The organism is Yersinia enterocolitica subsp. enterocolitica (assembly GCF_901472495.1).
GTDB lineage: Bacteria > Pseudomonadota > Gammaproteobacteria > Enterobacterales > Enterobacteriaceae > Yersinia > Yersinia enterocolitica.
Genome location: NZ_LR590469.1, coordinates 122,612 through 147,637 on the forward strand (window position 1 = coordinate 122,612; position 25,026 = coordinate 147,637).

The following is a 25,026-nucleotide window of genomic DNA, read 5'->3' on the forward strand; positions in this document are numbered from 1 at the left end:
GGGTGAAGGGTATAAATAAGAATGACCACCTGACTCCCAACCGAGTTGCACTTGGGTAACTGAGCGGGAAAGGCGGCCATCTTGCGGATTATTTATTTCAGCAGCGCTTAAAATCTTTATAAGTCAACGCGATAAAACGACATTATCTTTTATCGTGCGCAGATTCATTTTCACGGCAATCGCCGCTTTCACAGTGGCCGTACAGATACAGACTGTGATTGGTCAGCTTGATACCATGTTGTTTAGCAATTTCACGTTGAAGCGATTCAATGGATTCATTACTAAATTCGATCACTTTGCCGCAATCCAGGCAAATCAGATGATCGTGATGATGTTGCTGCGTCAGCTCAAAGACTGATTTGCCGCCTTCGAAATTATGGCGGGTAACAATACCGGCATCATCAAACTGGTTCAGTACACGGTAAACCGTTGCTAAACCAATTTCTTCACCGATATCGATCAGCTTTTTATAAAGATCTTCCGCGCTGACGTGATGGCACACCGGATCTTGCAACACTTCCAGAATTTTAAGCCGTGGCAGTGTTACTTTAAGGCCTGCGTTTTTTAAGGCTTTGTTGTTGTCAGTCATGCGGATTCAGTCCTGTTACTATCGATTCAAATTAAGGCTGTTCAGCCTATGACATCCGTGGCGCAATATTCTCAATTGCGTCTCATTATAGAACTGCTAGCCCCAAATGAAAACCGTGGTTGTTAACAAAGATATAATTGCACACTTTGCCCGATTAATCATGCAATGTATTGATGAATGGGATTGTTGCATAATTTAAGTATATGACTGCAAAGTATAAGGTTACAAATTTGTAGCAGTTTATTTTCATTTTGCACGGATGAAAGTGCGGATTTGTGGGTGGCTTAACAGAGTATAACCAGAGGGATAGAAGCAACGGAAACGCGTGGCAATATTAAATTTCATCCCCGCGTTTCCGACATGACAAATTAACCGGTAATTTCGGCCAGATTCAGTTCTTCGCTGATCTGTTTTACCCAAGCTTCAACGCGCTCATTTGTCAATTCTGGCTGACGATCTTCATCAATGGCTAAACCAATAAAGTGATCGTCATCCGCCAAGCCTTTAGACGCTTCAAAGTGGTAGCCAGCGGTTGGCCAGTGACCGACGATAGCAGCACCGCGTGGTTCGATGATATCGCGCACGGTTCCCATCGCATCACAGAAATATTCTGCATAATCTTCCTGATCGCCACAGCCAAATATAGCCACCAATTTGCCGTTGAAATCAATTTCTTCCAGTGTCGGGAAGAAATCATCCCAATCACATTGAGCTTCACCGTAATACCAGGTTGGGATGCCGATGAGCAGAATATCAAAGCCTTCTAAATCTTCTTTAGTGCTTTTGGCAATGTCGTGAACCTCAGCAACATCTTTACCCAGTTGCTTTTGGATCATCTTGGCAATGTTTTCGGTATTGCCAGTATCGCTGCCAAAGAAAATGCCTACAGTTGCCATATAACTTAATACCTTTTAAATTCAAATTGTTATGCAAATTACTGAGCGTTTGGCCCAATAATATAACACATGTATAGGGCCATATAGTGCCAGAAAACCTCGTCCGGCCGATATCAAGATTATGCGATATTAAATTTTTGTGAGTGGCTCAACCTTATAACCTCATTGCCGATAACAGCGGTGTAACCGAATGGTTGCAATTTGCAGTGAAGGAGAACAAACATGCAGTTTTTAAGAAATATTTCTATCAGAGCCGCGTTACTTTGGGTGCTTGGGGCATTTTGCCTGCTATGGGGCGGTGTATCTGGTTATACGTTGCTATCGCTGAATCAACTGACTCAATCCTCTAATGCTAATAGTGTGTTGGTTGAAAACATGAATTTGGTCAATCAGGGGACGGATCAATATTTTCGGATGGTGACACGTCTTGCCCGCTCAGTCGATTACCGTCAGAGCGGCAATATTGCGGATGCAGATAAGGAACTCAAATCATCCAATGCAGCACTTGAAAATCTGAAACAGAAGTTGGCGCAGTTTAAAGCCATTGACCATGCACAGATTGATCCTACATTGGTAAATGGGGTGATTGATGGGTGGAGCGGATTAATTGATCAAGGTGTCACTCCGCTGTATCAGGCGGCAATGGCGAACAATAGCGCGGCCTATCAGGATTTAGCTAAAAAGACAGTGCCAGCGCTGAGCCGGCAATATGGCTCTGTTGCGGAGAATTTTAATCAAGCTGCATCCAAGGCTATCGGGGTGGCTAAAGAGCAGTTTGCTCACCTGACAAAAGTGAGCAGCATGACATTAATTTCTGCTTTAGTGGCCGGATTAGTGATTTTACTGGCAACCGATCGCTACCTGTTGGCTAACCTGGTTCGCCCATTGGATGATATTCGTGCACATTTTCGCGTGATTGCTTCCGGCCAGCTGGGCCAGCCCATTACCGATTTTGGTCGTAATTGCGTTGGCAAATTGTTTCCGCTGCTACGTGATGTGCAAGCCAGTTTGGCCAATACGGTAAAAGCTATCCGCAGTAGCACTGATGGGATTTATCACGGGGCGGCAGAAATTTCAGCCGGTAATACAGATTTATCATCGCGAACTGAGCAGCAGGCCGCCGCATTGGAAGAGACGGCCGCCAGTATGGAGCAGTTGACGGCAACGGTGAAACATAACGCAGATAATGCGCATCATGCCAGCCAATTGGCAGCTAATGCTTCTATTACCGCCAAAAAAGGCGGGGCGCTGGTGGCTGATGTGGTTCATACCATGGATGAGATTTCAGCCAGTTCACGTAAGATAGCTGAAATTACAACAGTGATTAACAGTATCGCTTTCCAGACTAATATTCTGGCACTGAATGCTGCCGTTGAAGCGGCCAGAGCAGGTGAACAAGGTCGCGGTTTCGCGGTGGTTGCCAGTGAAGTCCGTAATTTGGCCCAGCGCAGTGCTCAAGCGGCAAAAGAGATTGATAGCTTGATAACCGAGTCCGTTAACCGGGTGAGTAGTGGTTCGGCTTTGGTAGAAAGTGCCGGGATAACTATGGATGAAATTGTTCGTTCCATCACCAATGTCACCGATTTAATGGGTGAGATAGCATCGGCGTCAGATGAGCAAAGCAAAGGTATCACTCAGGTCGGGCAGGCAGTGGCTGAAATGGACAGTGTGACTCAGCAAAATGCTGCGTTGGTACAGCAAGCCTCACGCGCGGCTGCCGCGCTAGAGGAACAAGCGACTCAGTTAAACCAAGCAGTGGCAGTGTTTAAATTGCAATCAGATGATGTGCGGACAAAATCGGTAGCTAAACCTCGGGCTACGGTATTAACGACAGCGCCTATTGCCAAGGTAGACAACAACGCAAACTGGGAAACTTTCTAAAATTTGGGATAGGGATATTGGCGTGGCGTAATCACTTACGCCACGCCGTCGTGATAACCGATAGGGTTAAAACCCTTCTTGTGAGTGCGCCAATTGAGCCAATAACATCTGTTCAATCAGTTCACTACGGCTGATGTTGCGTTGCTCTGCAAGACTATTGAGAGTGTCGACGGCATCGGCATTAATTTTCAGTTCCACGCGCCGTAAACCACGTACTTTATCGCGCCGTAGTTGATTTCGCTTATTAATTCTAAGCTGTTCATCACGCGATAATGGATTTGTTTTCGGGCGCCCCGGACGGCGTTCATCTGCGAACAGATCCAGCGTCGTGCGATCCGTTTGTTCTTTTGCCATAGGTAGCGGTACTACAAGGGATTTACATCAGAAATTTCTGACGATTCGGTTTACACGTTTCAGGCCGATACCTTTCTGAGTTGGTGCTGCTTATAACATCACAACAACCCTTCAATTGGGTATGAACCAACAGCCTGAATTTGCATTTGCTACCAAATATCGGAGCAAATTTATAGCGCGCCATAATACCCTAGCCAACCGAGCAACGACAATGCCTTACTGTGATTAGATTGGGCTAATTCACTCTTTTTTGCACAATTTTTCCACAGGAAATACATTTCTTTTCCCCAGGGTATGATTTTTAATCAACATCCATCGCGCGCGGTTCGTTTTTTACTCAGCGCTATTTTTCGCCAGTGCTATCTTCATCACTCTCTTCATCAATAAAGCGGTGAATGGCACGTAAGACAGAATCTGGTTTTTCTGCATGCACCCAGTGTCCGGTTCCGGCGACAACATGGGCGCGTGCTTGTGGGAATTGACGGGCAATCTCATCGCGATAGCTGTCTTGAATATAAGGTGACAGTTCACCGCGAATAAACAAAATGGGATGTGGCCAGGGGGGAATGGGTTGCCAGCCAACAATATTTTCGTATTGATCCCACAATGCGGGCACGTTAAACCGCCACTCACCGTTATGGAATGATTTCAATAAGAACTGAATAACACCTTCTTCTTTTATTGATTCGCGCATCAGTTGAGCGGCTTCCTGGCGTTGAGTCACACCCGCAGCACTGACTGCATTGATAGCGGTGAAAATTTGATCATGGCGGCGCACTTGATAATCGATGGGTGCGACATCTATGGCTATCAGTTTTTCGATACGGTCGGGCGCAATTGCTGTCATGGCCATCGCCACTTTTCCCCCCATGGAATGCCCAATAATAATCGCTTTTTTTATCTCAAGCCTGTCCATCAGTTCCAGCACATCCTGTGCCATATCGGGGTAATTCACTTCGGGTGATCGCGGGGATAAACCGTGATCGCGCAAATCGACCTGGATAACATCATGGTCTTTATGTAAGTCGCGAGCTAATACACCGAGGTTATCGAGGTTACCAAATAACCCATGAATCAAGATGATCGGCAGGGAAGAAGTGGGAGAAAGTGCGTTTTGTTGGCGGAAGTTTAATTTCATGGCGAAGTTCATACTGAGAGATATTGTGGTTAGGGTATCATGACTGCGCGAGGGTGTGCTGCTCACGATTAGGGTTCATGTGGATTATTCAGTCGTGGCTGATGTATTAGGGTTTTATCGCGGATAAAGCCATGATAAAGGTACTCGTTAGCGCGCTTTGACTTTATAATCCTAAGATATGCATAAGAAAGTAGAAAACCGTACTGGATAAAGATGAAAACTATTGAACTCGACGAAGAACTTTATCGCTATATTGCCAGCCATACGCAACACATTGGCGAGAGTGCGTCCGACATTTTACGGCGCATGTTGAAGTTTACGGCCGGTCAGCCGGTACCTGGCTTATCTACCCATAGTGTTGCCGGTCATGATGTCGCCAAAACAGCGACGGCTCCAGCACCAAAGGATAGGGTTCGCGCGGTACGTGAATTACTGTTATCTGATGAGTATGCTGAGCAAAATCGGGCGGTTAACCGCTTTATGTTGGTGCTTTCGACTTTATATACCTTAGATGCTCAGGCATTTGCCGAGGCAACGGAGTCTTTATATGGTCGTACCCGGGTCTATTTTGCCGGTGATCAACAAACTTTGTTGCAAAACGGGACACACACCAAACCTAAACACGTACCTGGTACGCCATACTGGGTTATTACCAATACTAATACCGAGCGTAAACGCAGTATGGTGCAACATATCATGCTGGCGATGCAGTTCCCGCCGGATTTGACTGACAAGGTGTGTGGAACTATCTAATTTCGTTGAAACGATACCCCAAGAAGTTGGAGTTGCAGGCCGTGAATACTCCTGCAATTTGCACAATGATGGATAGATAGGGAGTAGTAACTGTGGCTAATCACCCTCGTGCCGGGCAAGCTGCTCAGCAAAGCGATTTGATTAATGTTGCTCAGTTGACGTCGCAATATTATGTATTGCAACCTGATGCTGAAAATCAGGCCCATGCGGTCAAATTTGGGACGTCAGGCCATCGTGGCAGCTCATTGCGCCACAGTTTTAATGAAGCCCATATTTTGGCAATCGCTCAGGCGATAGCTGAAGTTCGTCACCAGCACGGCATTACCGGCCCGTGCTATGTGGGTAAAGATACCCATGCGTTGTCAGAACCCGCCTTTATTTCCGTATTGGAAGTGTTGACCGCTAATGGCGTGGATGTCGTGGTGCAGCAAGATAATGGTTTCACGCCAACCCCAGCTATTTCCCACGCGATTTTGTGCTATAACGCGCAAGGCAAAGATCTGGCTGATGGTATTGTTATCACGCCATCCCATAACCCGCCTGAAGATGGTGGAATTAAGTACAATCCACCCAATGGCGGCCCGGCCGATACCAATCTCACCTCAGTAATTGAAAAGCGTGCTAATCAGTTGCTCAGCCTGAAATTAGAGGGGGTCAAACGCCAAACTCTGGATAAAGCCTGGCGCGGTAACCATCTGCGTGAGCAGGATTTGATTCAGCCGTACGTAGAGGGTTTGGTCGATGTTGTTGATATTCCAGCGATTCAAAAGGCTGGTCTGAAATTAGGTGTTGATCCGCTCGGTGGCTCCGGTATTGCTTATTGGCAACGTATTGCTGAGCATTATAAGTTAGATCTGACACTGGTTAATGATTCCATTGATCAGACATTCCGCTTTATGCATCTGGATCATGATGGCGTGATCCGTATGGATTGTTCATCAGAATGCGCGATGGCGGGTTTGTTGGCTTTGCGTGATAAATTCGATTTAGCCTTTGCCAACGACCCGGATTATGACCGCCACGGCATTGTCACACCTGCCGGTTTGATGAATCCGAATCATTATCTGGCAGTCGCAATTAATTATCTGTTCCAGCATCGACCACAATGGGGCGCAGATGTGGCGGTGGGTAAAACACTGGTTTCCAGTGCGATGATTGATAGGGTGGTGGCTGATTTGGGCCGTAAACTGGTGGAAGTACCGGTGGGTTTCAAATGGTTTGTTGATGGTTTGCACGACGGCAGCTTTGGATTTGGTGGCGAAGAGAGTGCCGGGGCATCCTTCCTGCGCTTTAATGGTACACCGTGGTCGACCGATAAAGATGGCATTATCATGTGCTTGCTGGCGGCTGAAATTACCGCAGTCACCGGCAAAAATCCACAACAACACTATGATGGTTTAGCGCAACGCTTTGGTGCGCCAAGCTATAACCGCATTCAGGCTCCGGCAACGCAGGCGCAGAAAAACGCCTTGTCCAAGTTGTCGCCTGAAATGGTGAAAGCCAGTACGCTGGCGGGGGATGCTATCACTGCGCGTTTAACCACCGCACCGGGTAATGGCGCATCCATTGGTGGTCTGAAAGTGATGACGGAAAATGGCTGGTTTGCTGCGCGGCCATCGGGCACAGAGGATGCTTATAAAATTTACTGTGAAAGTTTCTTGGGTGCTGAGCATCGCGAAAAAATAGAGCAGGAAGCGGTCGATATTGTCAGTGCAGTATTAGCCGGTAAATAGTCATTACAGGTAAGGAATAGCGCCAACCGGCGCTATTTCGCCAATACCCATATAAGCAAAAAAACGGCGATACTCGCGGTTGCTAATGTTTTACCGTGACTAAACCGCCAGCAAAACTATCCATTGGTATCGGGGATGTTAAATATTTTATATCGTATTGAGAGGCTTCTTTGGGGGCAAAAGAAGATAGCGCTTGAATAATATAAGTTATATCAGGTAAGTTATCACCAAAATAAAAAGCCCTTTTTGCATACATTTCTCGTAATGTATTATTCTGCTCGATAAGCATATCAATTAGATTTTCCCCGGTTGTTTTTTCAATATCGGGCATCTTTTCACAAAAAATGTCAGAGAGATCAGTTGGATAATAATCACCAAAATCTTTTATATTGCTCAATTTGGCGACTATTTTTTCAGCGTCATCAGTGTGTTTTCTCACTAGATTATTAATCATTATAGTATGATTATTTTTATCATCGTCACTGCCATGACGAAGATACGATTTTGTCTGTAAATTTTTAACTTTATAACCATCTGGGGTATATTGATCTTTGATAACGATGACCAGATTATTAGGATGATCTTCAGTGCTCGATATTATCAGGTGATTGCCATAACGAGTGAATTTTAGCTGATGGAAAAAATAATCATCAATACTGATCGTATTTTCTTCATCAGTGTATTCTACTATCATGTTGATACCATCATAAGCGGAGAAAACATATAAATCATCACCTGTTCCACCGGCCAGATAATCATTATTCTTACCACCACGGATACGGTCATTACCTTTACCACCAAAAAGTATATCATTGCCGCGCCACTGGGCTTCACTGGCATAAAGGCCACCAGCATCACCTTCTAAATCATCGTCGCCATCACCACCATCAAGAAAATCATCACCCGCGCCACCCGTCAGCCCATCATTACCGTTGCCGCCGACCAAAACGTCATTTCCACCCTCACCAAACAGCGAATCAAAAGAGTCATAACCCATAATAAGATCGTTGCCATTTCCACCGGCTAAATTATCATTTTTATCGCCACCCGTAATCGTATTGTTCCCCTCACCACCGGTGACCTCATTTCTAATATATTTATGCCCTGAGAAAGTATCATCGCCATTTAGGGAAAATCTTTCTACGGGCCGAGTATTAGTGATTAGATGGTGTGCGGAGTTATATTTTAGATCTTCTCTAATGAGCAAGATATCTTTGCTGGGGCCATCGTAAAACCCCTCTTTTTTCTTAGTTTCCTTTAGTGTTAAAAATAACTCGGTTTTTACTCCATTTTTGTCACGTAGAATGACAGATTTAACAATATAATTTCCATTATCAATGACGTGGTAAGTTTTGCTGAAAAAATGATTGTTATCGGCAACTATAATGACTTTAAGTTTTGAATCTAAATATTGGAAAAATACTTTATCAGGAGATATATAGTCTAAAAAAATAGATTTCATTTTTCCATTAGTTATCAATATACCCGTGATCGGAGTTGTTTTACTTTTGTTTTTGCTTGTTTTTTTACTCAAAATGATTTCCTTTTTTGATATGTCAGTGATTATCATTCTGTTAGATTTTAAAAAATAAATGATTTAAAATGAAGCCAAATAACATTATTGTTTATTATTGGTCGTTTAATTAGACAGTATAATAAATTTTATTTTTTAATGTAAATTACCCCAATGCCACCAGCAAGGCGCCAGCAGTAATCAGAGCTACACCTAGCCCGGCAAGTAGAGAGATTTTTTCGCCAAACAGTATGAAGGCCAGAATGACTGCAAATACTACACTGAGTTTGTCTATTGGCGCGACTTGGGAGACATTGCCGTTTTTAATCGCCATAAAGTAGAACAGCCAGGATAATGCACCGGCGACACCACTTAGAATAATAAACAGCAGGGCTTTTTTATCTGCTAATACCGTACCAACCAGATTGAATTTACCCTGAACCACCACCACGCCGACTAAAAATAGTGCCATCACCACCGCACGGACTGCGGTTGCGGTATTGGCATCCAAATGCTGCAAGCCTATTTTACCGAAGATAGCGACCAGAGAAGCGGAGAGGGCAGACAGCAGGGCGTAAATCAACCAAGTGCTCATAATAAATAAGACCTATTATCATTAAAATCCTGATGCTACGCCGTTAGGTTTATTATTAATAGCCTTAAAGGAGTTTTATAGTGAATAAATCGTTATGGTATAAAGCGATAGCCGACGCCGGTCTCCGTAATTAAGTGCTGCGGTCGGGTAGGGTCGCTTTCTAATTTCTGGCGTAAATGGCCCATATAAATGCGCAGATAGTGGTTGTGCTCGACATAATTCGGCCCCCAGACTTGGTTGAGTAATTGGCGCTGGGTAATGACTTTACCCGCATTAGCCAATAATGCTGAAAGTAAGCGAAACTCGATGGGGGTCAAGTGGAGGTCAATACCGGCTCGGGTGACCTGGCGATTAATTAAATCCACACTGATATCGGCAAAATTCACCAACGGGCTTTCCTGGCTGCCACCACTATGACGACGCAAAGCCACCCGTACTCGCGCAAGTAATTCACTGATGCCAAAAGGTTTGCTGAGATAGTCATCGGCACCAGCATCCAGCGCTGCGACTTTGTCTTCTTCGCTGCTACGGGCCGATAACACAATAATTGGGATGGCGCTCCATTGGCGCAGATCCTGAATATAAGTCAGGCCGTCACCATCCGGCAAACCCAAATCCAAAATGATCAGATCCGGTTTGCGTGTGCCAGCCTCAATCAGACCCCGTTGTAGGGTATCGCTTTCAAATACACGCCAGCCTTCACTCTCCAGCGCAATACGGACAAAGCGGCGGATCTCTTTTTCATCTTCGACGATGAGGATGTTAGTCGGCGATATAGTCATTTTTCAGCATCAATATTTTCACCTTCAATTTCCGGCGCTTTCTCTAGTGGCAAGGTAAAGTGGAAACTCGCACCACCTTCTTGACTCTTTTCAACCCAGATACGGCCACCATGTACATCAATAATGGCACGGCAAATGGCTAAACCCAAGCCCACCCCTGGAATCGCTGACTCTTTGTTACCGCGAGAAAATTTGTCAAAAATCAGCTGTTCCTGCCCAGCCGTGACCCCAGGGCCATTATCCCAGACTTCGACATTGAGCCACTCACCTTGCACTGTGGCGCGAATTCCCAGCAATGCGTCGTAACCGGCGTATTTATGGGCATTTTCCAATAGGTTGATAAATACCCGCTCCAGCAAGCTACCATCGCAATTGATCAGCACCATTTCATCCGGTAACTCGACACGAATGTGGTGATGATTCAAGGTGGTTTCCAGCATATGTAACGCGCTGCCGACGATCTCTTCCAGTGACTGCCACTCTTTACGCAGATTAAATCCACCCGATTGGATGCGGGCCATATCGAGCAAATTGTTGACCAGCCGGGTGGTACTCAGCACTTGTTGACGGATTTGGTTGGCCTGCGGCGCGTGGCGTGAGCCTTCAGCGGCCAGATCCAGTGTCAGGATTTCCGCCTGACCAAATAGCACTGTCAAGGGAGTACGCAAATCATGAGACAGTGCGGCCAGTAAAGAATTGCGCAGTTGTTCGCGTTCTGCATCCAGTTTAGCCAATTCGGCGCTGCGGGCCAGATGCAACCTTTCTAATGCGTTGGCAATCAGGCTGGTAAAGGTTTGCAGCAAACGCTGTTGCTCCGGCACCATGAGTTGGCGCAGGTTGGCCGGTTCAATCGCCAATACACCGTAAGTTTGTTTAGCTGCGGTGAGTGGCAGTAATTGATAAGGCACGCCCGGCAAGGTATCTGTGCCAGCGCCAGCCGGTGCGCCGTTGTTAAAGCTCCAGCGGGCAATGGCCTCATCGACGGAAAGTGCAGCACCTTCGTCGGTAGTGATTTGTTGCAAACGCCCATCCTCTTGTGGCAGTAACAGGTCTGTTTTGGCCTGAAAACTGCTGGAAAGAAAATGACGGCTGGTTTTGGCAATATCCACCGGGGTCAGGGCGCGGCTTAACCCACGAGACATTTCATACAGATGTCGCGCGCGTTGCTCGCGGTAACGGGCAATTCTGGCTTGATAACGCACGCCAGCAGTCAAGTTCCCCACCACGATACCGACAATCAGCATGACAGCAAAAGTCAGCAAATATTGCACGTCAGTGACCGCCAGCGACCAGTGTGGCTGGACAAAGAACAGATCGAAACTGGCAACATTGATAACAGCCGCCAATACCGAAGGCCAGCGGCCATAGAACAGCGCAATAATGACCACACCCAGCAAGTAAACCATCACCAGATTGGCTTGGTCGAATCCCGGTATTAGCCATTGCGATAATACAGTGATCAGTGCGCACAAGCCGATGGCGGCGGCACAGCCGCGTAATTGCATGCGCCATTTTTCAGTGAAAGTACGCGAGTCCGTCTCTTTCACTACATTGGTCGGGTTATCGCCCTCCAGCGCAATAATCACCAAATCTAAATCTGGCCCGAGTTTCCCCAAGCGGTCAGCAAAGCTGCCACGTAATTTCCAGTGTTTTTCCGTGCGGCGGCCAATAATGATTTTGCCCAAATTATGTTCGCGGGCGTAACGTAATATCGCCTGTTCTTCACCGGCCTCAGATAAGGTTGCTGTTTCAGCTCCGAGTTCTTGTGCCAGTTTGAGGGTGCGCAGAATTGCACGGCGCTTAGCTTCGGGCAGGCGGTGCAAGCGAGGAGTTTCAACATAGACCGCATGCCAGATACACCCTAACCGCGCTGCCAATCTGGCAGCAGTGCGCACCAGTTTTTCATTACCGCTATTATGGCCGATACACAATAAGATGGCATCGCGGGTGTGCCAAACACGCTCGCGCCCTTGTGTGTCGCGAAAGGCGCGCATCTGGTCGTCAACCCGATCAGCAGTACGGCGCAGGGCCAGTTCGCGTAATGCAATCAAGTTGCCTTTGCGAAAGAAATGCTCAATAGCCCGTTCCGCCTGCCCAGGGATGTACACTTTGCCTTCATTGAGGCGCTGGCGTAGGTCATCGGGGGGAAGATCGACTAAAACCACTTCCGTGGCTTCATCAAACATATGGTCAGGTACAGTTTCCCGTACCCGAATACCCGTAACCCCCCCGACCACATCATTCAGGCTTTCCAAATGCTGCACATTGACAGTGGTGAGCACATCAATACCGGCATCCAACAGCTCTTCCACATCTTGCCAGCGCTTTGGGTGGCGCGAGCCATGAGCATTACTGTGTGCCAGTTCATCCATTAAGATCAAGGCAGGGTGGCGGGCGAGGGCAGCATCCAAATCAAACTCGCGCACCTGGCGATTGCGGTGATGAATCCGCTTGGGGGGCAGGATATCCAGCCCCGCCAGTAATGCGGCCGTTTCGCTGCGTCCGTGAGTTTCTACCACGCCGACCAACACATCCAGCCCCTGAGCACGCAGGCGCTGGGCTTCTTGTAGCATGGCGTAGGTTTTGCCGACCCCCGCGCAAGCCCCAAAAAAGACTTTTAGCCGGCCACGGGATTTTTCATTCGCGGCTGCAAGCAGGCTGTCAGGGTTTGGGCGGGTTGGTTCTGCATCCACCATGTTATGTCCTTAAGATTTTGTCGAAGTCGCCGGGACTTTCACATGGCTTTGGGCATCCAGCGCCATATTCAGGTTCAGTACGTTGACCACGGATTCACCAAAGAAATTAGGTGTCGCTTTTTGTACATTGCTATCAATCAACTGTTTCACCTCAGACAGCGGCATCTGGCGAATGCTGGCAATGCGCGGCGCTTGATAATAGGCCGCTGCCAGTGAAATTTGCGGATCGAGGCCACTGGCGGAAGCGGTCACCAGATCAACCGGCACCGGCCCTGTTTGCGTCGGGTTTGCCTGACGCAGCGATTTCACGCGCTCAGTGATGGCTTTATCCAGCTCTGGGTTGCTGATAGCCAGATTGCTGCCACCAGATGCCATTGAATTATAAGGCATCTCTGCTGTCGCTGATGGGCGTCCAGAAAAATACCCCGGTTGGGTAAAGTTTTGGCCGATTAAACTGGAGCCGACCACTTCATCACCCAGCATAACCAGTGATCCGTTTGCTTGCTGTGAAAACATCAGTTTGGCCAGCCCGGTGGTCAGCAGAGGATAAGCTATTCCGGTGATAAGTGTCAGTAATATCAGTAAAACCACTGCTGGACGTAGGTATGACATGCGCCCGGTTGATGACATGCTTTTAGCGGATGACATATTGGTAGTCGATGACATCTTCTATTACCTCAATTTGAGTCTTATAACCGGCCACCGTCAAAGCGCGGTGGCCATTGCAAAATATTGTTAGTCGCGCAGTTAACTCATTATCAAGGCGGCCAGCACCAGGTCGATGAGTTTGATACCGACAAATGGCACTAATAAGCCACCCAAACCATAAATCCACAGATTACGGCGCAGTAGGGCGGCGGCGCTCATCGCCTTATAACTGACCCCTTTTAGGGCCAACGGAATCAAGAACACGATGATCAGCGCATTAAAGATAACCGCCGACAATATTGCGGAGGCTGGTGAGTGCAACTGCATCACATTCAGGGCGTTGAGCTGCGGGTACGTCGCCGCAAATGCAGCCGGAATAATGGCAAAATATTTGGCGACGTCGTTGGCAATACTAAAGGTGGTCAATGAGCCACGGGTCATCAACATCTGCTTGCCGATATGCACCACTTCAATCAACTTGGTCGGATTAGAGTCCAAATCCACCATGTTGCCCGCCTCTTTGGCGGCTTGAGTCCCCGAGTTCATCGCTACCGCTACGTCAGCTTGAGCCAGCGCGGGGGCGTCGTTGGTGCCATCGCCGGTCATTGCTACCAGTCGACCTTCTGCTTGATATTGACGAATCAATGCCAATTTGGCTTCTGGCGTAGCTTCGGCCAGAAAATCATCCACTCCCGCTTCAGCAGCAATGGCAGCTGCTGTTAGCCGGTTATCGCCGGTGATCATCACGGTTTTAATGCCCATTTTACGGAGTTCCGCAAAACGTTCTTTAATACCACCTTTAACAATATCTTTTAGTGCCACCACACCCAGCACGCGAGGGCCATCAGCAACAACCAATGGCGTCCCCCCGGTGCGCGCGACACTTTCTACGGCATCTTCTACTGCGCGTGGGAAGTGGCCTTGATTGGATTCCACATGACGGCGGATAGCATCGACAGCCCCTTTGCGAATCATCCGATCCTGAACATTGACACCACTCATCCGTGTTTGTGCGGAGAAGGGCACAAAGGTGGCATTTAGACTGTGTAAGTCGCGTTCGCGCAAGTTAAAGCGCTGTTTCGCCAGCACCACAATGCTGCGGCCTTCCGGTGTTTCGTCGGCCAGAGAGGAGAGTTGCGCGGCATCCGCGAGTTGTTGCTCGGTAACACCTGGTGCCGGTAAAAACTCGGATGCCTGGCGGTTACCCAAAGTGATGGTGCCGGTTTTATCCAGCAGCAGCACATCAACATCTCCTGCCGCTTCAACTGCACGCCCGCTGGTGGCGATGACATTAGCCCCCAGCATGCGGCTCATCCCGGCGACACCAATGGCAGAGAGCAAACCGCCGATGGTGGTTGGGATCAGGCAAACCAACAGTGCCACCAACACGGTGATAGTGACCGGTGAGCCAGCTTGATTAGCCTCAACACTGAAGACTGAGAATGGATACAACGTCGCGGTAGCCAGTAAGAAGACGATGGTCAATGCCACCAGCAAAATGGTCAATGCTACTTCGTTTGGTGTTTTGCGCCGTTTCGCACCTTCAACCATGGCAATCATTCTGTCGAGGAAAGTCTCGCCGGGGTTAACGCTGCACTCGACCACCAGCCAGTCTGACAGCACGCGAGTGCCGCCGGTGACGGAGGAGAAGTCGCCGCCGGATTCACGGATAACCGGCGCAGATTCACCGGTAATGGCGCTTTCATCGACTGAGGCACCGCCTTCCAGCACTTCACCATCGCAGGGCACGGTGTCGCCCGCTTCAATCAGTACCACATCACCTTTGCGCAGACTGTCGGCATAGACTTTCTCTTGCGGCGCATCAAAGCGAGCTTCGGACAGTTTTTTCGCCCAACTGGTTTTTTTCACACCACGCAGGCTTTCGGCTTGCGCTTTACTGCGCCCCTCGGCCAGTGCTTCAGCAAAGTTGGCAAACAGTACGGTAAACCACAGCCACAAGGCAACACTGCCGGTAAACAGGGCGCTGCCGGTGGTTTGTCCGCTTAAAATAGCCAACCAAATCAGGGTGGTCAACCCACTGCCCAGATACACCACGAACATCACCGGGTTACGCCACTGAACCCGAGGATCCAGTTTCTTCACGGCATCAAGCAGTGCAGTGCGAACCAGTGCCGGCTCAAAAATTGCACGTTGTTTGCGGGTCATAGTTATTCTCTCTTAGTGACGATACCCTTGGACTTGAAGTTGCAGGGGCATTCGTTTGCCACCTACCTGCAACTCCAAGCTCTTTGGCTGTATAATCAATGTGTTAACCAAACTTGAAGATGTTCGGCGACTGGGCCTAAGGCCAGTGCTGGGATAAAGGTCAATGCGCCCACCAATAACACGGTGCCCACCAGTAAGCCGATAAACAGTGGCCCCGAAGTCGGTAGGGTGCCGTTGCCCGCCGGTTGGCGTTTCTTCGCCACCAAGGAGCTGGCAATTGCCAACACGGGCAAAATCACACCAAATCGCCCCAAAAACATCGCCGCAGCCAGCAACAGGTTATAAAACGGTGTGTTGACACTCAGGCCCGCGAAGGCACTGCCGTTGTTGTTGGCTGCTGAGGAGAGGGCGTAGAGCACTTCACTAAAGCCATGTGCGCCGGGGTTCAGAATGCCTGCGCGGCCAGCATCGGTACAAAGTGCCAGTGCGGTGCCAAGTAGCACGACTGCGGGTGTGACCAGAATCGCCAGCGCGGTCATTTTCATATCAAAAACGTCAATTTTTTTACCAAGGTATTCTGGGGTGCGACCAATCATCAGTCCGGCAATAAACACCGTCAGTAGCACGAATAACAGCATGCCGTATAAACCAGAACCGACGCCGCCAAACACCACTTCGCCAATCTGCATCAGCCACATCGGCACCATGCCACCTAGCGCGGTAAAGGAGTCGTGCATGGCGTTAACCGCACCACAAGATGCTGCGGTGGTGACTACGGCATACATGCTGGTGGCGAGAATACCGAAGCGTGATTCCTTACCTTCCATATTGATATTGCTGTCCGCGCCCAGCTTGATGAGATGGGGGTTACCGGCCAGCTCGGCGTACATCACCACCACCACTGCCACCACAAAAATCAGTGACATAGCCCAGATAAGCGCATGGCCTTGGCGGGTATCCCCAACCACCTGGCCGAACGCGAAGCACAGGGCACAGGGGATGAGGAAGATAGCCAGCATCTGGACAAAGTTGCTAAATGCCGTCGGGTTCTCAAACGGATGGGCAGAGTTGGCACCAAAGAAGCCACCGCCATTGGTTCCCAGCATTTTTATTGCTTCTTGTGAGGCCACTGGCCCCATCGGTAAGGTCTGTTTTACGCCTTCCAATGTGGTGATATGCAGGTAGCCATCCAGATTTTGTAATACTCCCTGACTGACAAAAATAAGAGCGATGATCAGTGCAATAGGCAATAAGACATATAACGTGATGCGCACCAAATCGACCCAGGCATTACCTAATGTGGCTGCCGAATGGCGGGAAAATGCACGAATCAGTGCAAAAGCAACCGCAATACCGGTGGCGGCAGAGAGGAAGTTCTGTACGGTCAGGCCAGCCATTTGGCTGAGGTAGCTAAGGGTATTTTCGCCGCTATAGGCTTGCCAGTTGGTGTTAGTCACAAAACTGACCGCTGTATTCAGCGCCAGATGCCACGACATCCCCGGCATATTTTCCGGATTCAGGGGTAATGCACCTTGCATCATTAACAGTGCGAACAGCAGCGCAATGCCCAGAATGTTAAACAGGAGAATAGCCAGCGCATATTGCCAGCCGTTCATCTCGACATTTTTTACTCCACTACAACGCCATAAACCGGCCTCAATTTTTTGCAATGGCATAAAGGGGTCGCCTTCAATAAGGCGCGCCAGAAAACTTCCCAATGGACGGGCTAGCACCAACAACACCAGCATAAAGCTGGCGATAAGCAGAAATCCTGATGCCGCCATTTAAAAGTCCTCCGCATTAAATAAGGCATAAACCAGATAGCCCAATAGCAGCAGAACCAGCAATCCACCACAAATGATGCTGATACTCACGATATACCTCCATAGATCTTGTTTTTTGATATCTCAGTTTTTGATATCTCAGTTTTTGATAACAACAGCTTAGGAAGTTGTAAGAAAAGTTCTTGATAAAAAAATAGGAAGGCGTGTAAAAAAAGTATAAAAACGGTTAAAAAGCAATCGAAAAAAGAGTGTAAATTACTCAGTGGCGCTGTGCAGTATTCAATTGAGTTAGCGGAGTAGATATTTCTGGGGTAAATACACCCAGTTTTCTAATTGATAAATTGCCAGTAACGCCAATGCAACAAATTATAAAGTGAGTTTAACTTTGCTGTAACAAAATTACAGAATGGGTATTTTTTTTCTTTTTTTATGCGATTGAGTGGTCGGATGAGTGGTAAAGTTTCAACCAATGCGGTAAAATTTTGCTCAGTTTCCAATTTGTTTATTTTACTTTCAACGCCAAGCGGTAATAGGCCTGCGGTTAATAGGGTTAGCTGTTACACAACGGCGTTTTAAAGGAGGGTTATTATGTCCATTTACAACGCATACCCATTACACCAAGTGATGTTGCGTCGTTTCGCTGTGATTCTGGTGGGGTTATTGGCGCTGCCTGTCATGCTATTTCGCAAGGACCGCGCCCGTTTTTATAGCTATTTGCACCGTGTCTGGGTCAAAACCAGTGATAAACCGGTGTGGTTGGCACAGTCAGAAACGGCACCACAATATTTTTACTGAGATAAACTATCAGGTTTACAGCGGTAAATTGCAGTAAAGTGAAAGGCCCATGAGTGAATGCTCATGGGCTTTTTTATTGGTCGATGGAGAATGAGATGGCGCAAAACAATCAGATGAAACAGAGTGTTGAATATTGCCATGCGCGCGATGAACTTGATGCGCTATGCACAGCAGGTATCACTCGAGGCCAATTGATGGCATTTCATAGTCGCTATAAATTAGTGTTATTGGCACATTCACAGCCGGAATACCGTGCAATTGGGCCTTTTATTGCGTCAATGGATAAATGGTCATCACTGATTGAATTTACCGCTGAGTATCGCCAGCGTTTACTACAGCTACTCTCTCATTCTCCAACAGTGGCGAACCATACCAATGTATTGATGCATATGCAGGGTTATTTCCGCCCTTATCTCACCTCTACTCAGCGTCAGGCGCTAGCGCAACTGATTGACCAATATCGCTTAGGTGAATTGCCCCTGAGTGCGCCTATCGCCCAGATAACAGCTTATATGATTGAGTTTCCCAATGACTATCTGGCCAGTCAGCACTATTTTACTTTTTACTCAGATCAAGGATAAGCCATGGCAACGCATCTGGTCTGGTTTCGTAATGACTTACGCGTCACTGACAACTTGGCATTGCATACGGCGTGTCAGGACCCACAAGCGACAGTGATTGCGGTGTTTATTGCGACCCCCGCACAATGGGCTGCGCATGATATGGCACCGCGGCAGGCCGCATTTTTGCTGCAAAACCTGCAATTGCTACAGGATGCACTCGCCGCGCGGGCGATCCCACTGCACTATCATCAGTGTGATGATTTTAAGGATTCGATTACCTGGTTGGCTGATTTTTGTCAGCAACAGCAAGTGGATGCACTGTTTTATAACCATCAGTATGAGCTGAATGAGCGGATGCGCGATGAGGCATTGATGACAAAGCTGAGTCATCGTGCGATTGCTTGTCATGGTTTTCATGACAGTGTGTTATTGCCGCCGGGCAGTGTCCTGACGGGTAATAATGAAATGTATAAAGTGTTCACTCCGTTTCGCCGTGCTTTTATCCAGCGTTTAATGATGAGTGATTGCCGCAGTGTCCCAGCCCCGAAAGCTCGTACCACCGCAGCGGTGATCCCCTCACAGCCCCTAGCTCCGTTTGATTACCCGCAACAACCGGTAGACAGCCAGCTATTTCCGGCGGGTGAAGAAGCGGCGTTACAGCGCTTACGCAGTTTTTGTCGCGAAGATGTTCAGGACTATCAACAGCAACGTGATTTTCCTGCTGTGGCGGGCACCAGTTGCCTGTCACCTTATCTTGCGCTGGGAATACTTTCACCCCGTCAATGTGTTAATCGCCTGCGTGCTGAATGTCCACAGGTGTTGGAAAATGCCGATGGCGGGGCTTTTATTTGGCTTAATGAATTGATCTGGCGTGAATTTTATCGCCATTTATTGGTAGCTTATCCACGATTATGCCAGCATCATCCCTTTATTGGTTGGACTGATGCAGTACTATGGAATCACTCCAAACAGCAATTAATCGCCTGGCAGCAAGGGCGAACAGGTTATCCTATTGTCGATGCTGCCATGCGGCAACTCAATGAAACCGGTTGGATGCATAACCGCCTGCGAATGATCAGTGCCAGTTTTCTGGTTAAAGATTTGCTCATCGACTGGCGACAAGGAGAACGCTATTTTATGTCGCAACTGCTGGACGGTGATTTGGCTGCGAATAATGGTGGCTGGCAATGGGCTGCTTCTACCGGGACAGATGCCGCACCTTACTTTCGTATCTTTAACCCCACCACCCAGGGTGAGCGTTTTGACCAAGACGGCGTGTTTATTCGCCGCTGGTTGCCTGAATTGGCGGCAGTACCAGACAGTGATATCCATCAGCCGTGGCGTTGGGCCGAGCGGCAACAGCAATCATTGGATTACCCACCACCGCTGGTGGAGCATAAGCAGGCCAGATTGGCGACACTCGCGGCGTTTGAAGCCGCTAAGCGGGATGGTAGCAAGGATCCCTAACAACAAGGAGCCTTCATGTTTTTGACCTATATTTCGACTCAACCAGTATCGGCAGCCAGTAAAACCAGCACTAATAAGTGCCGTAACCGGCTGTTTAACGCCGGGTTGGTTCTCTCGATTAGCCTTTATAGCACTCTGGCAGCGGCAGGGTTTGAAGTGGTGGCACTTGGTGTGGATGGTGGAGTCAGTGATGGCAACCTGACGTCTTACCTGATACGCGATGATAGCCAGCCAGTGTATTTGGCGCTGGATGCCGGTTCGGTGCTGCCGGGGGTAGCCAAGGCGTTAGATAAAGGCAATTTCTCTGATATTACGGATGAAATCGCTGCGCCGTTGACACGGCAGGGCTATATTTTTCGTCAGCGTATTAACAGCTATTTTATCAGCCATGCCCATCTTGATCATGTATCTGGCCTGATTATCGGCTCACCGGAAGACAGCAAAAAAACCATTTATGCATCAGCTGATACCATCGATGTGCTGAGAAACTACTATTTTAACTGGCGCGTCTGGCCCAATTTTACCGACAGTGGCAGTGGCACGCGTTTAGGCACTTACCGGATGCAACTGCTGCGTCCGGCTCAATCATTAAGCTTGGGGCTGACCCGTTTAACCGGCGAGATTTATCCTTTAAGTCATGATAAATCGCCGTCTTCGATGTTGCTGATCAGTAATAATAATCAGTCCTTTGCCTATTTTGGCGATACCGGCCCGGATGAGGTAGAAAAGTCGAAGAATCTGGATACGGTGTGGCGTAAATTGGCGGAAAAGGTCAAGCAGCAGCAGTTGAAAGGGATGATTATTGAAGTTTCTTATCCGAACGAAGTGGATGATGGCAAGTTGTACGGCCACATGACCCCTAAGTGGTTGCTGAAAGAATTGAAAAATCTTGAGAAATACAGCGGTGAAGGGCAACCGTTAAAAGGCTTGCCAGTGATTATCAGCCATATCAAACCCTCATTCCAACAGGGGCAGGATGTGCGAAAAGTGATTGCGTCCGAGCTAGAGCAAGGTAATGATACGGGGGTTGATTTTATCTTGATGGATCAAGGTGATAGTCGCCGTTTTTAACTACCCATTTATATTTTTTTGAGACTGATAAAATGCGCAATATAGAACTGGAAGCTCTACTCAACAACCAGCTGAATACCTCGGCATTTCAGGATTATGCACCCAATGGATTGCAGGTTGAGGGGCGTGAGGAGGTTCGGCGCATAGTGACTGGTGTGACGGCCAGCCAGGCATTGCTGGATGCGGCGGTTGGGCAACAGGCCGATGCTATCTTGGTACATCATGGTTATTTCTGGAAAAACGAACCGGCAGTTGTGCGGGGAATGAAACGTAACCGACTGAAAACGTTACTGACCAACGATATCAATCTGTATGGTTACCATTTGCCGTTAGATGCACATCCGGAATTGGGCAATAACGCGCAGTTGGCGAAGTTACTGGGGATTCGCGTGCAGGGAGAAATTGAGTCCCTATTACCCTATGGTGAATTTGATACGCCATTAAATGCAGTCATTTTGCGTGAGCGGTTGGAAAAGTTGCTGGAGCGCCCGGTGTTACATTGTGGTGATCGCGCACCAACTGATGTGCGCCGTATTGCTTGGTGCACCGGAGGTGGGCAAGGATATATTCAGCAAGCTGCTGAATTTGGTGTTGATGCATTTATCACTGGCGAGGTTTCTGAGCAGACAATTCATATTGCCCGTGAGATGGGGGTGAATTTTTATGCGGCAGGGCACCATGCGACGGAACGTTACGGCATTAAAGCATTAGGTGAATGGCTCGCGAACCATCATCAACTTGACGTTATCTTTATCGATATCCCTAATCCAGCCTGACCCAATGTGACATTATGCACCGGTAATCAGTATCGGTGCGTAACCTGCTCCTGATATCTCCCTCTCAAAGCATCATTAAACCATACTTAAAACAAGGTCTTATTCTCTGATTGGCCTTTTAAAATCATCATCTGGTGGTGGATGAATGATAAGACGACGGTTTTTAAGAATATCTTCTCGCTGTACTCTGATTTTAAATAAGAAAAAAATCGCACCAACCCTCCTGTTATGGTGAAAAAACTATAAAAATAAGTATTTTCAGCCGTTAATATTGACCTTTCCATCAGGTTTAGTGATTGCTCATAGCTATTAGATAATTCAGTTCTATTGACAGCGACCAGACGCTAACGCATAAATATAAACTTATAACGAGTATTTATATAAAAAATGAAAGCTAGAAATTAATCAGGGGGACGGGAGTGCAACGAGCTCGATGCTATTTACTGGGAGAAAGTGCGGTAGTTCTGGAGCTGGAACCGCCGGTTACATTAGCAAGTCAGCAACGGATTTGGGGGTTAGCTGATCGCCTGATTCATCATCCCGATATACTTGAAGCCATCCCCGGAATGAATAACCTAACGCTATTGCTGGCAGATCCAGACAATACTGCGTTGGATGCTATTGAACGGCTGCAACGTTGGTGGGAAGAGAGCGAGTCATTAGTGCCTGAATCGCGTGATGTCACTATCCCGGTGATTTATGGCGGTGATGCCGGGCCAGATTTGGCAGAGGTGGCGCGTCATACCGGTATGACGGAACGTCAGGTGGTTGAGTGCCACGCAGGAGCGAGTTATATCGTCTATTTCCTTGGCTTCCAACCGGGTTTTTCCTATCTGGGTGGCATGCCGGAACAACTGGCAACACCACGGCGCGCGGAGCCACGACTGGTTGTTCCCGCCGGTTCTGTCGGGATTGGGGGCAGCCAAACCGGTATCTATCCGCTGGCAACGCCGGGTGGCTGGCAACTGATTGGCCGCACATCGCTGGCATTGTTTAATCCATTAGAGATGCCGCCAACCTTGTTGCGGCCTGGTGATAATGTGCGCTTCTTGCCTTCAAAGGAGGGCGTATGCTGAAGATTATTCGTTCAGGGATTTATACCACGGTGCAAGACAGTGGCCGTGGTGGTTTTCGTCGCTTAGGCATTAGTCAGGGCGGGGCTCTCGATTTACCGGCGCTGAGTATGGCGAATATGCTGGTGGGCAATGAGGCGGGGGCTGCTGGGCTGGAAATTACATTGGGCCAATTTACTGCCGAGTTTACCCAACCGGGCTGGATTGCGGTAACGGGTGCAGGCTGTGAAGCTATGTTGGGCGATCAACTGCTCTGGACTGGGTGGCGTTATCCGGTCAAACCGGGCCAGCAGTTAAAACTCAGTGTGCCGCACCGTGGTATGCGCAGTTATCTGGCTATTTCTGGCGGTATTGATGTACCGGAAATGCTGGGATCACGCAGCACGGATCTGAAAGCGGGCTTTGGTGGTTATCAGGGGCGACTTATTAAAGAAGGCGACTGTCTGCCATTGGGCAAACCGACACGTTTACCGCGTGAATCTGTCGGTGTCAAACAATCTGTTGGTGTCAAACAATCTGTTGGTGTCAAACAACTGCTATTTGGTAACCGTGTGCGTGCCGTGCCGGGGCCGGAATATCATGAATTTGACCCTGTTTCACAGGGCGCTTTTTGGCGTGAAGCCTGGCAACTCAGCCCGCAAAGTAACCGGATGGGGTATCGCCTAACCGGGCGCGAGTTAACGCGTACTACTTCTCGCGAGATGTTATCCCACGGCTTATTGCCCGGAGTAGTGCAAGTGCCGCATAACGGCCAGCCCATTGTGCTGATGGCTGACGCGCAAACTACTGGCGGCTACCCGCGAATTGCCTGTGTGATTGAAGCTGATCTCTACCATTTGGCACAACTTCGCCTCGGAGAGTCGGTGCATTTTGTGCCCTGTACTGTAGAAGAAGCACTTCGTGCCAAGTCAGAACAACAACATTTTCTGCAACAGATTGAATGGGGCTTACAGTCAGGGTTCGATACTGTGGAGGCTAAATGAAGGTGGATTTAAACGCAGATTTAGGTGAAGGCTGTGCCAATGATCAGGCGCTGCTGCAATTGGTCAGTTCAGCCAATATTGCTTGTGGTTTTCATGCAGGCGACGCGCAAACCATGCGCCAGTCGGTGCGCTGGGCCATTGAGTATGGAGTAGCGATTGGTGCACACCCAAGCTTTCCGGATCGCGAGAACTTTGGCCGCACAGCCATGCAGTTACCTCCTGAGACAGTCTACGCCCAAGTGGTTTACCAACTCGGTGCGCTGGCCGCCATCGTGAAAGCAGAAGGGGGAATTATGCAGCATGTGAAACCTCACGGCATGCTGTACAACCAGGCGGCACTAGACCCGCTACTGGCAGATGCTATTGCCCAAGCGGTCAAGGCTGTCGACCCGATATTACGGTTGGTGGGGTTAGCTGGCAGCGAATTGATTCGTGCGGGTGAGCGGGCGGGTTTGGTGACGCGTCAGGAAGTGTTTGCCGATCGCCGCTATCAATCCGATGGCACGCTGGTACCCCGTAGTCAGCCTGATGCGTTAATTGAAAGTGACGACTTGGCTTTGTCACAAACCTTAGCAATGGTGCAACGTCATCAGGTGCAGGCGCGTGATGGCAGTTGGGTGTCAGTGCAGGCGGACACGGTTTGTGTGCATGGTGATGGCGCGCATGCTTTGAATTTTGCCCGCCGTTTGCGTGACAGTTTTCAGCAGGAAAATATCACCGTTACGGCGCAATAACTGGGCAGTAAAAACCATAACCACCTGGCCCGGGTG

Annotated in this window: 23 protein-coding genes; 11 read left to right on the plus strand and 12 right to left on the minus strand. The window is 48.5% G+C overall.

Annotated elements, in window-relative coordinates; genetic code table 11:
- Positions 1 to 142: 142 nt before the first annotated feature.
- Both fur and fldA read right to left on the minus strand, forming a co-directional pair.
- Positions 143 to 589: a ferric iron uptake transcriptional regulator gene (gene fur, locus FGL26_RS00610; RefSeq protein WP_005163370.1), complete on the minus strand. Its 447-nt coding sequence runs from the start codon at positions 587 to 589 to the stop codon at positions 143 to 145.
- Positions 590 to 957: 368 nt separating this feature from the next.
- A complete protein-coding gene (gene fldA, locus FGL26_RS00615) occupies positions 958 to 1,485 on the minus strand; it encodes a flavodoxin FldA (RefSeq protein WP_005163372.1) in 528 nt (175 codons plus the stop codon).
- Positions 1,486 to 1,707: 222 nt separating this feature from the next.
- Here fldA and FGL26_RS00620 point away from each other — a divergent pair, with 222 nt between their 5' ends.
- Positions 1,708 to 3,366, plus strand: coding sequence for a methyl-accepting chemotaxis protein (locus tag FGL26_RS00620; protein ID WP_005167953.1), 1,659 nt, complete (start codon positions 1,708 to 1,710; stop codon positions 3,364 to 3,366).
- Positions 3,367 to 3,432: 66 nt separating this feature from the next.
- Here FGL26_RS00620 and ybfE read toward each other — a convergent pair whose 3' ends face one another.
- A complete protein-coding gene (gene ybfE, locus FGL26_RS00625) occupies positions 3,433 to 3,720 on the minus strand; it encodes a LexA regulated protein (RefSeq protein WP_138060207.1) in 288 nt (95 codons plus the stop codon).
- 343 nt (positions 3,721 to 4,063) lie between these two features.
- Complete coding sequence (gene ybfF, locus FGL26_RS00630; protein WP_005167956.1) at positions 4,064 to 4,858, minus strand: esterase; 795 nt, start codon at positions 4,856 to 4,858, stop codon at positions 4,064 to 4,066.
- 213 nt (positions 4,859 to 5,071) lie between these two features.
- Here ybfF and seqA point away from each other — a divergent pair, with 213 nt between their 5' ends.
- Positions 5,072 to 5,611 (plus strand): replication initiation negative regulator SeqA, encoded by a 540-nt coding sequence (seqA, locus tag FGL26_RS00635; protein WP_005167958.1) that lies wholly within the window; start codon positions 5,072 to 5,074, stop codon positions 5,609 to 5,611.
- Between the two features lie 92 nt (positions 5,612 to 5,703).
- On the plus strand, positions 5,704 to 7,344 hold the full coding sequence (gene pgm, locus FGL26_RS00640) for a phosphoglucomutase (alpha-D-glucose-1,6-bisphosphate-dependent) (RefSeq protein WP_005167960.1): 1,641 nt from the start codon (positions 5,704 to 5,706) through the stop codon (positions 7,342 to 7,344).
- A gap of 82 nt (positions 7,345 to 7,426) precedes the next feature.
- On the opposite strand, the gene FGL26_RS00645 is transcribed toward pgm, so the two are convergent.
- The 8 genes from FGL26_RS00645 to FGL26_RS00680 form a co-directional block, all read right to left on the minus strand.
- Positions 7,427 to 8,878, minus strand: a complete 1,452-nt coding sequence (locus tag FGL26_RS00645) for a calcium-binding protein (protein WP_005167962.1) — start codon at positions 8,876 to 8,878, stop codon at positions 7,427 to 7,429.
- A gap of 145 nt (positions 8,879 to 9,023) precedes the next feature.
- Positions 9,024 to 9,452 (minus strand): EamA family transporter, encoded by a 429-nt coding sequence (locus FGL26_RS00650; protein WP_005167964.1) that lies wholly within the window; start codon positions 9,450 to 9,452, stop codon positions 9,024 to 9,026.
- A 92-nt stretch (positions 9,453 to 9,544) separates the two neighbouring features.
- Complete coding sequence (gene kdpE, locus FGL26_RS00655; RefSeq protein ID WP_005167966.1) at positions 9,545 to 10,234, minus strand: two-component system response regulator KdpE; 690 nt, start codon at positions 10,232 to 10,234, stop codon at positions 9,545 to 9,547.
- A complete protein-coding gene (kdpD, locus tag FGL26_RS00660; RefSeq protein ID WP_005167969.1) occupies positions 10,231 to 12,930 on the minus strand; it encodes a two-component system sensor histidine kinase KdpD in 2,700 nt (899 codons plus the stop codon). The genes kdpE and kdpD overlap by 4 nt, the downstream gene beginning before the upstream one ends.
- A 9-nt stretch (positions 12,931 to 12,939) precedes the next feature.
- On the minus strand, positions 12,940 to 13,542 hold the full coding sequence (gene kdpC, locus FGL26_RS00665) for a potassium-transporting ATPase subunit KdpC (RefSeq protein WP_072075764.1): 603 nt from the start codon (positions 13,540 to 13,542) through the stop codon (positions 12,940 to 12,942).
- 135 nt (positions 13,543 to 13,677) lie between these two features.
- Complete coding sequence (kdpB, locus tag FGL26_RS00670) at positions 13,678 to 15,744, minus strand: potassium-transporting ATPase subunit KdpB (protein ID WP_005167973.1); 2,067 nt, start codon at positions 15,742 to 15,744, stop codon at positions 13,678 to 13,680.
- Between the two features lie 95 nt (positions 15,745 to 15,839).
- A complete protein-coding gene (gene kdpA, locus FGL26_RS00675; protein ID WP_011816819.1) occupies positions 15,840 to 17,528 on the minus strand; it encodes a potassium-transporting ATPase subunit KdpA in 1,689 nt (562 codons plus the stop codon).
- Positions 17,529 to 17,618: a K(+)-transporting ATPase subunit F gene (locus FGL26_RS00680; protein ID WP_032899945.1), complete on the minus strand. Its 90-nt coding sequence runs from the start codon at positions 17,616 to 17,618 to the stop codon at positions 17,529 to 17,531.
- 498 nt (positions 17,619 to 18,116) lie between these two features.
- Between FGL26_RS00680 and FGL26_RS00685 the strand changes: the two genes are divergently transcribed.
- The 8 genes from FGL26_RS00685 to pxpA all read left to right on the plus strand — a co-directional run bounded on the left by FGL26_RS00685 (position 18,117) and on the right by pxpA (position 24,990).
- Positions 18,117 to 18,323, plus strand: coding sequence for a YbfA family protein (locus FGL26_RS00685; RefSeq protein ID WP_005167995.1), 207 nt, complete (start codon positions 18,117 to 18,119; stop codon positions 18,321 to 18,323).
- 95 nt (positions 18,324 to 18,418) lie between these two features.
- Positions 18,419 to 18,904 (plus strand): YbgA family protein, encoded by a 486-nt coding sequence (locus FGL26_RS00690; RefSeq protein ID WP_005167997.1) that lies wholly within the window; start codon positions 18,419 to 18,421, stop codon positions 18,902 to 18,904.
- A gap of 3 nt (positions 18,905 to 18,907) precedes the next feature.
- On the plus strand, positions 18,908 to 20,353 hold the full coding sequence (phrB, locus tag FGL26_RS00695) for a deoxyribodipyrimidine photo-lyase (protein WP_005167999.1): 1,446 nt from the start codon (positions 18,908 to 18,910) through the stop codon (positions 20,351 to 20,353).
- Between the two features lie 15 nt (positions 20,354 to 20,368).
- Entirely contained in the window at positions 20,369 to 21,424 is a 1,056-nt protein-coding gene (locus FGL26_RS00700; protein ID WP_005168002.1) for an MBL fold metallo-hydrolase, read from the plus strand.
- Between the two features lie 32 nt (positions 21,425 to 21,456).
- Complete coding sequence (locus tag FGL26_RS00705; RefSeq protein WP_005168004.1) at positions 21,457 to 22,200, plus strand: type 2 GTP cyclohydrolase I; 744 nt, start codon at positions 21,457 to 21,459, stop codon at positions 22,198 to 22,200.
- Between the two features lie 419 nt (positions 22,201 to 22,619).
- Complete coding sequence (gene pxpB / locus FGL26_RS00710; protein WP_005168006.1) at positions 22,620 to 23,276, plus strand: 5-oxoprolinase subunit PxpB; 657 nt, start codon at positions 22,620 to 22,622, stop codon at positions 23,274 to 23,276.
- Positions 23,270 to 24,256 (plus strand): 5-oxoprolinase subunit PxpC, encoded by a 987-nt coding sequence (gene pxpC, locus FGL26_RS00715; RefSeq protein ID WP_005168009.1) that lies wholly within the window; start codon positions 23,270 to 23,272, stop codon positions 24,254 to 24,256. The genes pxpB and pxpC overlap by 7 nt, the downstream gene beginning before the upstream one ends.
- Positions 24,253 to 24,990 (plus strand): 5-oxoprolinase subunit PxpA, encoded by a 738-nt coding sequence (gene pxpA / locus FGL26_RS00720; RefSeq protein WP_005168010.1) that lies wholly within the window; start codon positions 24,253 to 24,255, stop codon positions 24,988 to 24,990. The genes pxpC and pxpA overlap by 4 nt, the downstream gene beginning before the upstream one ends.
- Positions 24,991 to 25,026 lie beyond the last annotated feature (36 nt).